15 protein-coding genes are annotated in these 13214 nt (G+C 72.9%); 7 read left to right on the forward strand and 8 right to left on the reverse strand.

What is annotated here, in order from left to right:
- Positions 1-33 precede the first annotated feature (33 nt).
- Entirely contained in the window at positions 34-969 is a 936-nt protein-coding gene (locus tag AB0F10_RS05820; RefSeq protein ID WP_360620655.1) for a DUF2332 domain-containing protein, read from the forward strand.
- A gap of 67 nt (positions 970-1036) precedes the next feature.
- Here AB0F10_RS05820 and AB0F10_RS05825 read toward each other — a convergent pair whose 3' ends face one another.
- Positions 1037-2197 carry an MFS transporter gene (locus AB0F10_RS05825; protein ID WP_360620656.1) on the reverse strand — a complete coding sequence of 387 codons (1161 nt, stop codon included), beginning with the start codon at positions 2195-2197 and terminating at the stop codon, positions 1037-1039.
- A gap of 115 nt (positions 2198-2312) precedes the next feature.
- Here AB0F10_RS05825 and AB0F10_RS05830 point away from each other — a divergent pair, with 115 nt between their 5' ends.
- Positions 2313-2774, forward strand: coding sequence for a DUF4396 domain-containing protein (locus AB0F10_RS05830; RefSeq protein ID WP_360620657.1), 462 nt, complete (start codon positions 2313-2315; stop codon positions 2772-2774).
- Between the two features lie 9 nt (positions 2775-2783).
- Here the strand turns inward: AB0F10_RS05830 and AB0F10_RS05835 are convergent, their stop codons facing one another.
- The 4 genes from AB0F10_RS05835 to AB0F10_RS05850 all read right to left on the reverse strand — a co-directional run bounded on the left by AB0F10_RS05835 (position 2784) and on the right by AB0F10_RS05850 (position 7248).
- The gene (locus tag AB0F10_RS05835; protein ID WP_360620658.1) at positions 2784-3350 is read right to left on the reverse strand and encodes a carboxymuconolactone decarboxylase family protein; all 567 of its coding nucleotides are present in this window, start codon (positions 3348-3350) and stop codon (positions 2784-2786) included.
- A 49-nt stretch (positions 3351-3399) separates the two neighbouring features.
- Entirely contained in the window at positions 3400-5706 is a 2307-nt protein-coding gene (locus AB0F10_RS05840) for an arginine/lysine/ornithine decarboxylase (RefSeq protein ID WP_360620659.1), read from the reverse strand.
- 70 nt (positions 5707-5776) lie between these two features.
- Entirely contained in the window at positions 5777-6121 is a 345-nt protein-coding gene (locus tag AB0F10_RS05845; protein WP_360620660.1) for a helix-turn-helix domain-containing protein, read from the reverse strand.
- 113 nt (positions 6122-6234) lie between these two features.
- Complete coding sequence (locus AB0F10_RS05850) at positions 6235-7248, reverse strand: endonuclease/exonuclease/phosphatase family protein (RefSeq protein WP_360620661.1); 1014 nt, start codon at positions 7246-7248, stop codon at positions 6235-6237.
- A gap of 266 nt (positions 7249-7514) precedes the next feature.
- On the opposite strand from AB0F10_RS05850, the gene AB0F10_RS05855 reads away from it, so the two are divergent.
- From AB0F10_RS05855 to AB0F10_RS05870, 4 genes are read left to right on the forward strand one after another with little or no spacing between them, the layout of a single operon-like run.
- Positions 7515-8273, forward strand: a complete 759-nt coding sequence (locus AB0F10_RS05855) for an MBL fold metallo-hydrolase (protein WP_360620662.1) — start codon at positions 7515-7517, stop codon at positions 8271-8273.
- Positions 8274-8296: 23 nt separating this feature from the next.
- Entirely contained in the window at positions 8297-8710 is a 414-nt protein-coding gene (locus tag AB0F10_RS05860) for a VOC family protein (protein WP_360620663.1), read from the forward strand.
- Between the two features lie 13 nt (positions 8711-8723).
- Positions 8724-9335 carry a hypothetical protein gene (locus AB0F10_RS05865; RefSeq protein WP_360620664.1) on the forward strand — a complete coding sequence of 204 codons (612 nt, stop codon included), beginning with the start codon at positions 8724-8726 and terminating at the stop codon, positions 9333-9335.
- Positions 9328-9735, forward strand: coding sequence for a contact-dependent growth inhibition system immunity protein (locus AB0F10_RS05870; RefSeq protein ID WP_360620665.1), 408 nt, complete (start codon positions 9328-9330; stop codon positions 9733-9735). Before AB0F10_RS05865 ends, AB0F10_RS05870 begins: the two co-directional genes overlap by 8 nt.
- Here the strand turns inward: AB0F10_RS05870 and AB0F10_RS05875 are convergent.
- From AB0F10_RS05875 to AB0F10_RS05885, 3 genes are read right to left on the reverse strand one after another with little or no spacing between them, the layout of a single operon-like run.
- Positions 9730-10569, reverse strand: coding sequence for an MBL fold metallo-hydrolase (locus tag AB0F10_RS05875; RefSeq protein ID WP_360620666.1), 840 nt, complete (start codon positions 10567-10569; stop codon positions 9730-9732). The genes AB0F10_RS05870 and AB0F10_RS05875 overlap by 6 nt on opposite strands.
- Positions 10566-12170: a DUF885 domain-containing protein gene (locus AB0F10_RS05880; RefSeq protein ID WP_360620667.1), complete on the reverse strand. Its 1605-nt coding sequence runs from the start codon at positions 12168-12170 to the stop codon at positions 10566-10568. The genes AB0F10_RS05875 and AB0F10_RS05880 overlap by 4 nt, the downstream gene beginning before the upstream one ends.
- Before the next feature lie 9 nt (positions 12171-12179).
- A complete protein-coding gene (locus AB0F10_RS05885) occupies positions 12180-12368 on the reverse strand; it encodes a hypothetical protein (RefSeq protein ID WP_360620668.1) in 189 nt (62 codons plus the stop codon).
- Positions 12369-12451: 83 nt separating this feature from the next.
- Between AB0F10_RS05885 and AB0F10_RS05890 the strand changes: the two genes are divergently transcribed.
- Positions 12452-13153, forward strand: coding sequence for a uridylate kinase (locus AB0F10_RS05890; protein WP_360620669.1), 702 nt, complete (start codon positions 12452-12454; stop codon positions 13151-13153).
- Positions 13154-13214 lie beyond the last annotated feature (61 nt).

Genomic DNA, 13214 nt, shown 5'->3' on the forward strand with positions numbered 1-13214 from the left:
CGTCATGCCCGTCGATGAACGCCTGGAGCCCGCATGACGATCGCCCGGACCTACTCCGACTTCGGCACCCGGGAGGCCCGCGGGGTGTCACCGGCGTACGAGCGGCTGGCGGTGGCGGTGGCCGGCGACGCCGAGTTGCTCGCGCTGATCGGCCTGCTGCCCGAGGCCAAGCAGCAGCCGAACCTGCTGTTCGCCGCGGTGCGCCTGCTCGGCGGCCCGGTCGACGACCCGGCCGCCTTCCACGACTACACGGTGGCGAACTGGGCCGCGATCGAGCCGCAGATCCGGTGCCGGGCGACACAGACCAACGAGCCCGGGCGCTGCGCCGTGCTGCTGCCCGTGCTCGCCGCGCTGCCGGGGCCGCTCGCGCTGCTCGAGGTCGGCGCCTCCGCCGGGCTCTGCCTGTACCCCGACCGGTACGCGTACCGCTACGGCGAGCACCGGCTCGGCACCGGCGGGCCGCTGCTCGACTGCGAGGCGACCGGGCTGACGCCGCCGGACCGCGTACCGGAGGTGGTGTGGCGCGCGGGCCTGGACCTGAACCCGCTCGACGTGACCGACCCGGCCGACCTGGCCTGGCTCGACGCCCTCATCTGGCCCGAACACGCCCACCGCCGCGCCCGCCTGCGCGCGGCGGCCGCGGTCGCCGCCGCCGACCCACCCCATCTGGTACGCGGTGACCTGCTGGACGACCTGCCCGCGCTGGCCGCACAGGCCCCGCCGGACGCGACCCTGGTGGTGTTCCACACCTCGGTGCTGTATCAGGTGCCGGCACCGAGGCGGGAGGCGTTCGCCGCGCTGGTGGGCACGCTGCCCGGGCACTGGATCGCCAACGAGTCGCCGGAGGTGGTGGTACACCGCGACCTGCCGCAGCCGCCGGACGCCGGGCTGCGCAACGTGCTCGCCCTCGACGGCAGGCCGCTGGCCTGGACCCGCTCACACGGCCAGGGCCTCGCCTGGTTCGGCTGAGCCCGGGCGGGGGCGGCACGGTGTCGTGAGGCTGCAACCGGAACCTCGGCCCTGACCAGCCGAAAGCCTACGGCTCCCGGGACTCATGGCTTGCCCGGGTGTCTCGCGGCGGCGCGAACTGCCTGACCGCCGCGGCCGCGAGCAGCGGCAGGGTGAACAGGGCGAGGCAGGCGAGCGCCGCGGGCAGGGCCAGCCATCGGTGCAGCAGGGACACGAGCAGCGGGCTTACCACGAACCCGCTGTAGGACGCGGTGGTCACCCGGGCCACCAGGGCGCCGTCGGGGTCGTGGCCCGCGGCGTACGCCAGCATCGCCGGCATCAGCGGTCCGAACGCCAGGCCGGTCAGAGCGAAGCAGGCCAGGGCCGGCACCGCGGCGGGCATCGTCGCCGCGAAGGCCATCGCCAGGCCGCCGACGCCGGCGCCGACGGAGACGACGCGGCGCAGGGAGACGCTGGGAAGGGACTGGATGATCAATCGCCCGGCCGTGAGGGCGAGGTAGTAGACCGCGGGCGCGCTGCTGGCGACCGCCGGCGGTGCGTCCCTGAAGTCCTCCAGCAGCACCGCCGACCACTGCTCGACCCCGTTCTCCACGACGAGGATGCACGCCCCGAGGATGCCGAGCCAGAACCACCGGCCGGAGGTCCTCGCGCCCGTCGCCGCCGCCCTGGGCCGCGGCGCCTGCGTGCCGGGCGGTGCGTGGTCGGTCCGCGGCAGCCTCAGCGCGGCGGTGACGCCGACCCCCATCACGACGAGTGCGGTGGCGATCAGGATGACAGCGGGACTGACGCCGGCCTGCCGGGCGACTCCGGTCAGCGGCGCGCAAGCCACGACGGCGATGGGGAAGGCGGCGTGCACCTTCTGGAAGAGCCTGCGACCGCTGGTGCGTTCGGCGCGGGCGACAGCCATGTTGAGGCACACGTCCAGCGCCCCGCTGGCCATGCCGGCCGCCGCGAGAGTCACCGCGAGGCGCCCCGGCGTGGCCGGTACGGCGAGAGCCGCGACGGTCATCGCGAAGGCCGCGACGACCGTGGCCAGCACCGGGCGCTCCCGGCCCCGGGCGAGGCGGCCGGCGAAGATCATGGCGGGGATCGCGCCGATCGGGATGGCGACCAGGGCCAGGCCGAGGTCGGCGAGTGAGCCGCCGATCTGCCGTTGAACCGCCGGCAGCAGGCCACCCCAGACCCCCCAGAACACTCCCCAGACCGCGCAGACCGCGACGAGCGGCATCGATGTCGAGCGATGTGCCCTCACCCGCTGCGGCCTCCCGGCCACAGTGTACGGATCGTCGAAGAGTCGGCCGCGGCACTTGGCGTTTATACCCCCCAGGGGTATCGTGTCCGGCATGACACACGAGCATCACCATCCTCCCGCGACGACGTGGGCGGTCGCCGCGGGAGCGACACTGCACTGCCTGACCGGCTGCGCGATCGGCGAGGTGCTGGGCATGGTGATCGGCACCGCCGCCGGGCTGCACAACGCCGCCACGGTCGCGCTGTCGGTCGCCCTGGCGTTCGTGTTCGGCTACGGCCTGACCATGCGCAGCGTGCTGCGCGCCGGCGTCGACGTGCGCACCGCGCTGAAGGTCGCCCTGGCGGCGGACACCGTCTCGATCGCGATCATGGAGCTGCTGGACAACGCGTTCGTGCTCGCCGTGCCCGGCGCGATGGACGCCGGGCTGACCAGCGTGCTGTTCTGGGCGTCGCTGGCCGGATCGCTGGTCGTGGCGTTCGTGCTGACCACCCCGGTGAACCGGTGGATGATCTCGCGGGGCAGGGGCCACGCCGTCGTGCATCAATACCACTGAGGCGGCGCGTCACCCGGCGGTGAAGTCGGCGAAGCGGGGTGCGCCCGGCTCCGCCTCGACGCGGGCGGCCCGGGCGGCGAAGCTGATCGCGTGGTACCAGCCGCAGAGCAGGAACAGGTCGAGCAGTTGCGGCTCCCCCAGCTCGCCCCGGGCGGCCTCCCACAGCTCGTCGTCGATGTCCGAGGAATCGTGCAGCGCGTCCGCCACGCGGATCAGCACCCGTTCGCGGGCGGCGCTCCAGCACGCGTCGCCGGCCGATCCGTGGGTGAGTGACGTGATCTCGTCGCCGGTCAGCTCGGCGCGGCGGGCGAAGACCATCAGGTGCACGGCCCACTCGTACTCGCAGCGGCAGCGCGCGCAGGTCCGCAGGATGACGATCTCCCGCTCGCGCAGCGTCAGCGACAGACCCCGGCCGAGCTGATATCTGCCCCACTCGCTCATCGCGGCGGTCATGGGCAGGTTCTTGGCGAAGGTCCGGAACAGTCCGATCGGCGGCACACCGGCGGGCATCATCGATTCGAGCTGGGCCGCCACGTCCGCCGCGAACGGCGCCCGCAGCGCGGGGATACGAGCCACGCCTGCCCCCAGGTGCTTCGGATTTAGAAGCACCGTAGCGGCGCGACGGTCACGGGGCAAGCAGGCAGGCGACCGTACGCTGGTTGCCGGTGCCCTCTTCGACGCCGTGGGTGATGCCGGTGAAGCCGGGCCAGCGTTCGGCCAGGACCTGCTCGTGCTGCAGGAAGCGCACGATCGTCGCGCCGATCCGCTCGCCGGGGACCAGCAGCGGGATTCCCGGCGGGTACGGGGTGAGAAGCACCGCGGTCGTGCGGCCGGCCAGCCGCTCCAGCGGCACGTGTTCGACCTGCCCGGCGGCCATGGCGGTCCACGCGTCGGCCGGGAGCGTCACCTGCTCGACCGGCTCGGTGTAGATCGTCGTGGTCAGCTCGGCGAGGTCGGCGTCGCGGTAGGTGGCGTGCAGGGCGTCGCAGAGGTCCCGCAGCCCGAGCCTGTCGTAACGGGGGTACGCGGCGGCGAAGGCCGGCATGAGCCGCTCGATCCCGGCGTTGCCGTCGTAGGCGCTCTTGAAGCGGTGCAGCTCGGCCACCAGGGAGTTCCAGCGGCCCTTGGTGATGCCGATGGTGAAGAGCACGAGCAGCGAGTACAGGCCGATCTTCTCCACCACGACCCCGTGCTCGGCGAGATAGCGCGCCAGCACCACGCCCGGGATGCACGGTGAGCCGGGCTCGCTGAACTCGCCCTGCACGGTGAGGCCCGGCATGGTGAGGGTGACCTTGATCGGGTCGAGCATGGTGAAACCGTTGTCGACCTGGTCGAAGCCGTGCCAGGGGGCGTCGGCGGTCAGCTCCCACTCGGAGCGTTCGGGCAGCCCGGTCCGCGGCGGGGTGTCCGGTCCCCAGACGCCGAACCACCAGTCGTCGCGTTCCTCGCCGACGCGGATGATGGTGCGGCGGAACTCCATCGCCTCGGTGATGCTCTCCTCGACCAGGGCGGGGCCGCGCTTGCCGGCCATCATCTCGGCGGACACGTCGCAGCTGGCGATGATGGCGTACTGCGGGCTGGTCGAGGTGTGCATGAGGTACGCCTGGGCCAGGACCCGGCTGTCGAAGTGGCCGCCGGTGGTGTCCTGGACGAGGATCTGGGACGCCTGGGAGAGGCCGGCGAGGAGCTTGTGGGTGGACTGGGTCGCGTAGACCACGGTCCGGTCGGTGCGCTCGCGGTCGTTGGCGACACCGTGCATCCCCTCGTACAGCTTGTGGAAGCCGGCGTGCGGCAGCCAGGCCTCGTCGAAGTGGAGGGCGTCGACGACGCCGTCGAGGTGGGCCCTCAGCTCGTCGGCGCGGTAGATGATGCCGTCGTAGGTGGACTGGGTCAGCGCCAGCAGGCGGATCCGCTTGCTCTTGTCGGCGACCAACGGGCTGGCGTCGATCTTGGCCTGGAGCGCGGCGGGGGTGAACTCGCTGCGCGGGATGGGCCCGATGGTGCCGGCCTTGTTGCGGGTCGGCATCAGATAGATCGGCACGGCCCCGGTGAGCATGATGGCGTGCAGGACCGACTTGTGGCAGTTGCGGTCCACCGCGACGATGTCGCCCGGCCCGACCAGCGAGTTCCACACGATCTTGTTGGAGGTGGAGGTGCCGTTGGTGACGAAGTAGAGGTGGTCGGCGCGGAACGTCCTGGCGGCGAGGCGCTCGCTGTCGGCGATCGGGCCGGTGTGATCGAGCAGCTGCCCCAGTTCCTCGACCGCGTTGCACACGTCGGAACGCAGCAGGTTCTCGCCGAAGAACTCGTGGAAGAGGGTGCCGATGGGGCTCTTCAGGAACGCGGTGCCGCCGGAGTGGCCGGGGCAGTGCCAGGAGTAGGCGCCGTCGTTGGCGTAGCGCATCAGCGCCGTGAAGAACGGCGGCGCCAGCTGGCCGATGTAGTGGCTGACCTCCCGCTGGATCTTGCGGGCCAGGAAGTCGGGGGTGTCCTCGTAGCCGTTGACGACGCCGTCGATCCGGGAGAGCACCGACTGCGGAATCCGCCGGGCCGTCAACTGCTCGCCGAACAGCAGGATCGGTACCCGGTCGTTGTGCGCGCGGACGGCCTGCACGAACTCGGCCGCCGCGCGGACGGCCGCCACGTCGGAGGGCTCCTCGGGCCCGTCGTGGGACCGGCGGACGGTGAGCTCCAGCGTGTAGAGAACGGCCGAGCTCGACCGGGCGACGTGCGCCAGCGTTCCCAGCCGCTCGGTGCCCCGCCCCTCGTCGCCGATCCGCCGTATTTCCAGGCCGGCCCGGACCAGCGCCGCCTCGAGAAGTTCCAGTGGCCGTTGCGCCCCGCCGGGGCCTTCCGCGGGCGTGACGATCGTGACCGGGAACGACAAGGTGAACGCCCTCTCGGCGGTGGCTGGCGCAGCGGGCAGGGGCATCGCCGTGAACCTAGCCAGGCCGGGAGCGGTCCGGGCGGGAACCCGGCGCGGGTCCCCGGCCCGGGTGACATCACACCTGGCCGCCGGCGTCCATGACCGATGCCCACCCGTCGGACCACTTGACCAGCGGCCGCAGGGCCCGGTGGGCGCCGTGGCCCAGCTCGGTAAGTGCGTAGGCGGCGTCCGGCCGCTGCTCCACCAGGTGCGCGTCGAGCAACTCGGTCAGCCGTTGCCGCAGCACGCTTGACGACATGTTGTCGCAGCGCTGCTGCAGCGCGCGGAACCCGACCGGCCCGTGCCGCAGTTCCCAGACGATGCGCAGGTTCCAGCGGCGGCCGAACAGGTCGAGCGCGGCCATGAGCGGGCGTCCGGTGCCGGAGCCTCGCACCGGCCGTCCGGGCCTGGGAACCGTCATCGGCCGCGCCGCCCCTCGTGCTTCGGTTTCCGACACAGTACCGTTTCGTCGATCGATTCGACCTGCGAAACGGGACCGGCGCGACGGGTGCACGGCGTCCGCCCCGCGGCGGGCTACCAGCCGAGCCGGGCCGCCACCGGCAGGTGGTCGCTGCCGGTGGCGGGCAGCACCCAGGACCTCATCGGCCGCACTCCCCTGACCAGGATCTGGTCGATGCGCACCACCGGGAACGCCGCCGGCCAGGTGAAGCCGAGGCCGTCCCCGGCCGCCTCCTGCGCCGGGCGCAGCCGCGAGGTCAGGCCGTCGAACGCGCGGTCGCCCATGGTGCCGTTCAGGTCGCCGAGCAGCACCACCCGCGCGGTGGGGTCGGCGGCGACGGCGACGGCGAGCGCCTGCGGGCCCCGGTCCCGCTGCTGCGTGCCGAACCCCGCCCTCGGATTCACCCGTACGGATGCCAGGTGCGCCACATACACCGCCAGCGGGCCGTGATCCGTGGCCACCGTGGCGCGCAGCGCCCGGGTCTCGGCCGGGTCGAACGGCAGGGTGGCCGCCGCCGGCCCGTAATTCATCTCGATGTCGATCGGCCGGGTGTCCGACAGCGGCAGCGTGCTCCACAACCCGACCGTGCCCTGCACCGTGTGGTACGGGTACGCCCGCGCCAGCGCCGCCTCGTAGGTGCCCCGGGCCTGCTCGCTCAGCTCCACCAGGGCCAGCACCTGCGCCCCGGAGGCGGCCAGGTCACGGGCGGTGCCGGCCGGGTCGGCATTGGCGGCGCCGACGTTGTTGGCGGCCACGGTCAGGTCGCCGCCCGGGTGGGACCTGTCACCGAGCAGCCCGCCGAAGAGGTTCAGCCACACCACGGCCGGCAGCAGCAGCGCGAGCGCCGCGGTGGCGGAGCGGCGCCACAGCGCGCCGGCGAGCAGCACCGGGATGAACAGGCCGAACCACGGCAGGAACGTCTCCACCAGGCTGCCGAGGTTGCCGAACCGGTTCGGGATCGCCGCGTGCAGCAGCATCAGCAGGCCCAGCAGCACCGCCAGTCCCGCGAACACGATGCCGCGCTTCCACGGCCCCGACCGGCTGACGCCCGCGTCGCTTGCGGTTTCCGTACGAATGGTGCTGGTCACTGCTGCATCCTCGGGTCCGGGGTGGGTTGGCAAACATACGCGGGCACCAAGTCTGCGGCAGGGCCGGGACGCGCCGCTTCGGCCGTGCGCCGGAAGGCGGGGGCCTCACCCTGCGACTTTCGGCCGGTCTTCACGGCACGGCGACGAACTCATCGCCGTGGTCGCCCGTCGGCGCAGCCTGCCCCCGAGCGACGCCGTCGTCGCCACCGCCTCCCCCGCGCCGACCCCACCGGCCCGGTGAGCGCCGCGCTGGCACACTTGCGGACATGGTCGATTGGTTCAGCCGGTCCGAAGTGGACGGCGACGTCATCCGGATCTCGGAGCCGCACGTCAACGAGCTGCTGTCGGCGAACCTCTGGTGGTTGCGCGGCGACGATCGTGACATCGTCATCGACGCCGGGCTGGGCGTCGTCTCCCTGCGGGAGGCGATTCCGGCCATGTTCGAGCGCGACCCGATGGTTCTGCTCACCCACGCGCACCTGGATCATGTCGGCGGGGCGCCCGAGTTCGGTGACCGGGCCGCACACTGCGCCGAGGCGGAGCTCCTGGCGGCGGGTGTGCCGGCCAGCCTCTACGGCGCGGAGCTCTTCGACAAACTGGGGATCGACGCGGCGGGAGAACCCGTACCGGAGCTCATGATCGACGTCCTGCCCGATCCGGGCTACGACCCGGCCGCCTACCGCATCGAACCCATGACCCTGAGCCGCACGCTCGACGACGGCGACCGGATCGACCTGGGCGGGCGGGAACTGACCGTGCTGCACCTGCCCGGGCACACACCGGGCAGCATCGCCCTGCTCGAGCAGCGCACCGGGACCCTGTACTCCGGCGACATCGTCTACGACGGCGCCCTGATCGACGACCTGCCGAACTCCGACGTGGCCGCCTACCGGCGAAGCATGGAGTTCCTCGCCGGCCTCGACGTGTCCGTCGTGCACACCGGCCACGGGCACAGCTTCGACAGGACCCGCCTTCGCCAGTTGGCCGAGGCCTACCTGCGCACCCGGGAGCACCGGAGCGGGTAGAGATCCTGTGGCAGGATCGCGGGATGCTGCGACTCACCGATTTCATCATCGACTGCCCGGACCCGATGAAGCTGGCAGCCTTCTACTCCGAGGTGACGGGCCGCCCGGTGAAGGCGGGCAGCGACGACTACTGGGCCGGCATCCGGTTCGGCGAGGTCGAGCTGGCCTTCAACCGGGTGGAGGACTACCGGGCACCTCGGTGGCCCGACAGCGAGCACCCCAAGCAGTTCCACCTCGACTTCGAGGTCGACGACATCGAGGCGGAACAGGGCCGGGTCCTGGCCCTCGGCGCGAGCCTGCAGCGGGACTCCGTCGGCCCCAACGGCTACGGCTTCCGCGTCTACACCGATCCCGTCGGCCACCCCTTCTGCCTGTGCCACAACAAGGGCGTCGTCTGGACCGACCAGGGCCTCGTCTGGCCCGAGCGCGCCCGGTAAGCCCGGTGCCGCTGTGTCCCTGCGCCGCTATCTGAGCGAATTCCACCCGCCGGTTGACGAGTCGGTGCTCGTCGATGCCACGTCGTGGTTGGACGACGACCTGTTCTGGCCGGCGTTTCTGTTCACGGTCGGTGGCTCCGAAACCGCGGCCGTCGCCTTCGCGGCCGATCCGGCCGACGTCGAGGCGTACGCGGCGGAGCTGCACCACGCGGACAGGTGGCCGTTCGTTGTGGTGCGGCTCGCTTCCGGCGACCGCCTTTACGTGCTCTTTCGCAACTTCGAGGGAGACGCGGGATGGGATTACCTTCGCCAGCCGGCCGGCACCGACACGGTCACGACGGTGGCTGCGCTCGAGGGTCACTTTCAGGGACCGGCGTTTTCATGGGAGGACCTCATAGCTGTCGCGAGCCGGCCGGACCCCACCCGGAGCGCGGCCGAGCGCCTGCTTCTGCTGCTGCCGGCGATGGGCGACGCCGACCTGCCCGATGAGGCCGGGCGACTGGTCGCCGCGGCCCTCGACGCGGTCGGCGTGCGACAGCGGTACCGGCGTGAGGTTGCGCGCGAGCTGTTGACAGCGGGTCGTCGTTTCTGGGGTGCCCCCGGTCCCGCCACATCGCATGGGTGAGCAGGCTGGGCGGCGGCGTTCGCTCGAGGAGTTGGAGGGCGAGCGCTGGGGCGATCCGCCCGTGGACGCGACGCGGCTGATCGCGACGGCGCACCGGCTACGCCGGCGGCCGGTCGCGGACCTGACCATCGCCGATCTCCGGCTGCTCATCGGTCAGCAGATCGGCGTGACCTTCCTGGTGCCCGTGGCGCTGGAAATCCTGAAGCGTGATCCCCTGGCCGACGCCGGCATGTACGAGGGTGACCTGCTCAGGGCGGTGCTGCGGATCGACCGGAGCTTCTGGGAAACCCATGCGGAGCACGAGGGGACCGTCCGGACGATCATCGACTCGATCGCCGAGCCGCCCGGCCCGGTCGGGGAGCAGATCGCACGCTTCCGGGGCCGGCGTTCGGCCTCATAGCTCAGGTCCGGACAGTTCGGCGTATCCGCGGCGGACCGCGACCAGGGACGCCTCGGCGCCGAACGGCGAGCGGGCCGCCACGTCGGCGGGACCGGCGCCATCGGCGTGGCCCGCGCGGATCAGCCGGCCCAGGTCGCTGAGCTGCCGGTGCTGGTCCCGCACGAACGCGCGGTCCACCGGCGCGCCGTGCCCCGGCACCACGACGCCGTCCGGCGGCACCAGGCGCAGCAGCGCGGCAACGGTGTCCGGCCACTCCAGCGGGTAGGCGTCGTCGCCGTACGACGGCGGGGCGCCCTGCTCCACCAGGTCGCCGGCGAGCACCACCCGGGCGTCGGGCACCTCGACCACCAGGTCGCCGCCGGTGTGCCCGCGCCCGAAGTGGTGCAGCGACACGGTACGCCCGCCCACGTCGACGGTCGCCCCGGTGCGCACCAGCCGGTCGGGCACCCGCACGGTGACCTCGGCGAGCCCGGCCGCCAGCTCCGGTTCGGTGGGCAGCCACTGCTCGTACAGGCGCCGCCGCAGGGTGCCGGCGTCGTCGCGCAACTCCCGCGCGGCGTCCTCGTGCGCCCAGATCGGCACCTCGGGCCCGGCCAGCGTCGCGTTGCCGAAGCAGTGGTCGAAGTGGTGATGGGTGTTCACGATCGTCAACGGGTCGCGGGTGATCCCGCGGATCGCGGCGGCCAGCTCGCCGGCCTGGGCCGCGGTGGACAGCGTGTCCACCACCAGGGCCGCCCCCGCAGAGGTGACAAGCGTGACGTTGACGTCCAGCACCGGGTACCGCAGGACGTAGACCCGGTCGGCGATCTCCCGGAAGTCGCTGTGCCCCCTCATGCGGCCAGCGCGGCCGTCAACTGGTCCAGTCCCAGCGAACCGACCTCCAGCGCCCGGCTGTGGAATTCGCGCCGGTCGCCGCGGAAGGACGCGCGGCCCGCCAGCCACACCCGCTCGCCCACCTTGTAGCTCAGCGCCTGCCCCGGCCGGCCCAGATAACGCGCGAGCTCCAAGGGCGCGTACGGCCCCTGATGGCAGCGGTCCCGCAGCAGCCGCAGCGCGGCCTCCGGCGTCCACCGGGCACCGCCGCCGGAGGGCACCGGCAGCCGCAGGTGCAGGCCGATGTCGAGCACGACCCGCGCGGCCCGCAACAGCTGCATGAACAGGTGCCCCAGGCGGGCGCCGGGCTGCGGGTAGAGGCCGAGCTCGTCCATGAACCGCTCGGCGTACAGGGCCCAGCCCTCCTGGCAGCCGGAGAGCCCGCCGAGCAGGTTCAGCCGCTGCCCGAGGCCGCCCCGGCAGGCCTCGGAGCCGATCTGGAGGTGGTGGCCGGGGACGCCCTCGTGGTACGCGGTGCTGTAGGCGTACCAGGTGGGGAAGATCGCGTTGCCCTCCGGGAGCAACCATCGGACCCGGCCCGGCCGGGTCAGGTCCCGCGAGGGCGCGGTGTAGGAGGTGCCGGCGGACACGGTCACCTGGGATTCGATGCGCCGCAGCGGCTCGGGGATGTCGAAGTGCGTGCCGTGCAACCGCTCGGTGGTGGCCTCCAGCAGCTCCTGCAGCCACGCACCGAACGCCGCCCGGTCGTGCAGGGTGCCGGGCGCGCCGGGGCTGTCGAGCCGGTCGAGCACCTCGGGCACGGTCCCGCCCAGGTTCCCCGCCTCGGCGACCAGTTCCGCCTCGATCGCGGTGAACTCGTCCCAGCCCCAGCCGTAGAGCTCGCGCAGATCCGGCTCGGCGGCGAGGAACGTGCGCACCCAGAGTGCGTACCGTTGCGGTCCGAAGGCCTCGCCGTCGCGCGCCCGCGGTGCCAGCTCGGCGGTCAGCCTCCCGGCGAGCCTCTGGTACGCCTCCCCCGCGGCTCGCGCCGCCGCCCGCAACGACTCCCGGCGGCGCCCGGCGCCGTAGCGCTCCACCAGGGCGATGTCCTCGCCGGCCCAGGTGCGGCAGTGCTGTGTCACGACCTCCACCTGCCGCCGGGTCGGCAGGTGGCCGCGCTCGGCGGCGAGCAGCAGGCTGCGGGCGTACCCGTCCAGGGTCTCGGGGATCGCCTGCTGGCGCGCGCCGACGCGGGCCCAGCCGTCCTCGAAGGCCGCGCCCTCGGTGTCGCGGCCGGGCACCGCGGCCTCGACGGACTGGCGGATGAGCTGCAGCGGGCCGGTGGCGGCCGCGTGCAGTTCGCGCAGGTCCTCACCGGCATCGTGGAAGGCGATCCGGGTGCGCAGGCGTTCGGCGAGGTGGGCGTGCAGCGGGCCCGGCGTCCCCGGCACGGTCTCGAGCTCGCGCAGGGCGCGGGCGGCGAGATCGGCGCGGGCCTGGTGGCCGTCCGGGCTGTAGTCGGTGAGCCCGTCGACGTCCTGCTCGCCGGCCTCGACCGCGGCGGCGCACGGGTCGAGGCGGGCCGCGTCGCGCAGGAGCCGTCCGGCGAAGTCGTCGATCACGCAGCGATGCTAACGCCGCGTCCTGCCGAGATCGGGGCAGGACGCGAGCACGCGGTTCAGGACGGTCCGGGCCGGCGCGGCGACCCGGGTGCGCAGGTCGTCGTCGGCCCGCCGGCCGAGGTGGTCTTCGGGACGCCCGGCGAGCGCGGCAACCGCCGGGACCAGATCGTGCGGCGTGCTGCCGTCGTGCCCCACCACGTAGAGGCGGTGGATTCCCGCCGGCGAAGGAGTCCGTCGTCCACGAGCCCGAGGCTAGTACTACTTACGGAATGGGACTGGACATGCATCGAGGCCCCCGTGACGAGATGCTCGGCCGGCTGGCCGAGGCGGTCGGGTCGGTCGCGGTGGCGCACCCGGTGCGGGTCGCCGTCGACGGGCCGCCGGCCGCGGGTAAGACCACGCTCGCCGACGAGCTGGCCGTCGTGCTGCGCGCGCGTGGCCGCGAGGTCATCCAGGCGACGATCGACGATTTCCTCTTCCCTCGGGCGCTGCGCTATCCGCGCGGCGAGTTCTCGGCCGAGGGCTGCTACTTCGACACGCACGACCACGACGCGCTGAACCGGGTGCTGCTCGATCCGCTCGGTCCGGGCGGGGACCGGCGCTACCGGCACGCGGTCTACGACCGCGCCGCCGATGCCGTGTCCTGCCCGCCGGTCGCGACCGCCCCAGCCGGCGCCGTGCTGCTCTTCGACGGGGTCTTCCTCATGCGACCGGAACTGATTGATCGGTGGGATCTGCGCATCCTCGTGTCGGTCGCGCTCGAGAGGACCGTGGACCGTGCCGTGGTCCGGGAACGCCGGGTGTCATCGCGGGCCGAGGTCGAACGGCGCTGGCGCGAGCGTTACATCCCCTCCCAGCGGCTCTACGTCGCCGCGGTCCGCCCGGCCGAGCACGCCGACATCATCGTGCACAACGACGAACCTCGGCACCCGGCCTGGGAGACCCGCACTCGTTCGGACGCGCCGCCTACCTGCGGGCGGTGAACGCGCTCGATCCGGCGGCGGGGAGCACCCACAACACGCCGTGAGCGGCTGCGATACCTGC

It is taken from the genome of Actinoplanes sp. NPDC026623 (assembly GCF_040638275.1).
GTDB lineage: Bacteria > Actinomycetota > Actinomycetes > Mycobacteriales > Micromonosporaceae > Actinoplanes.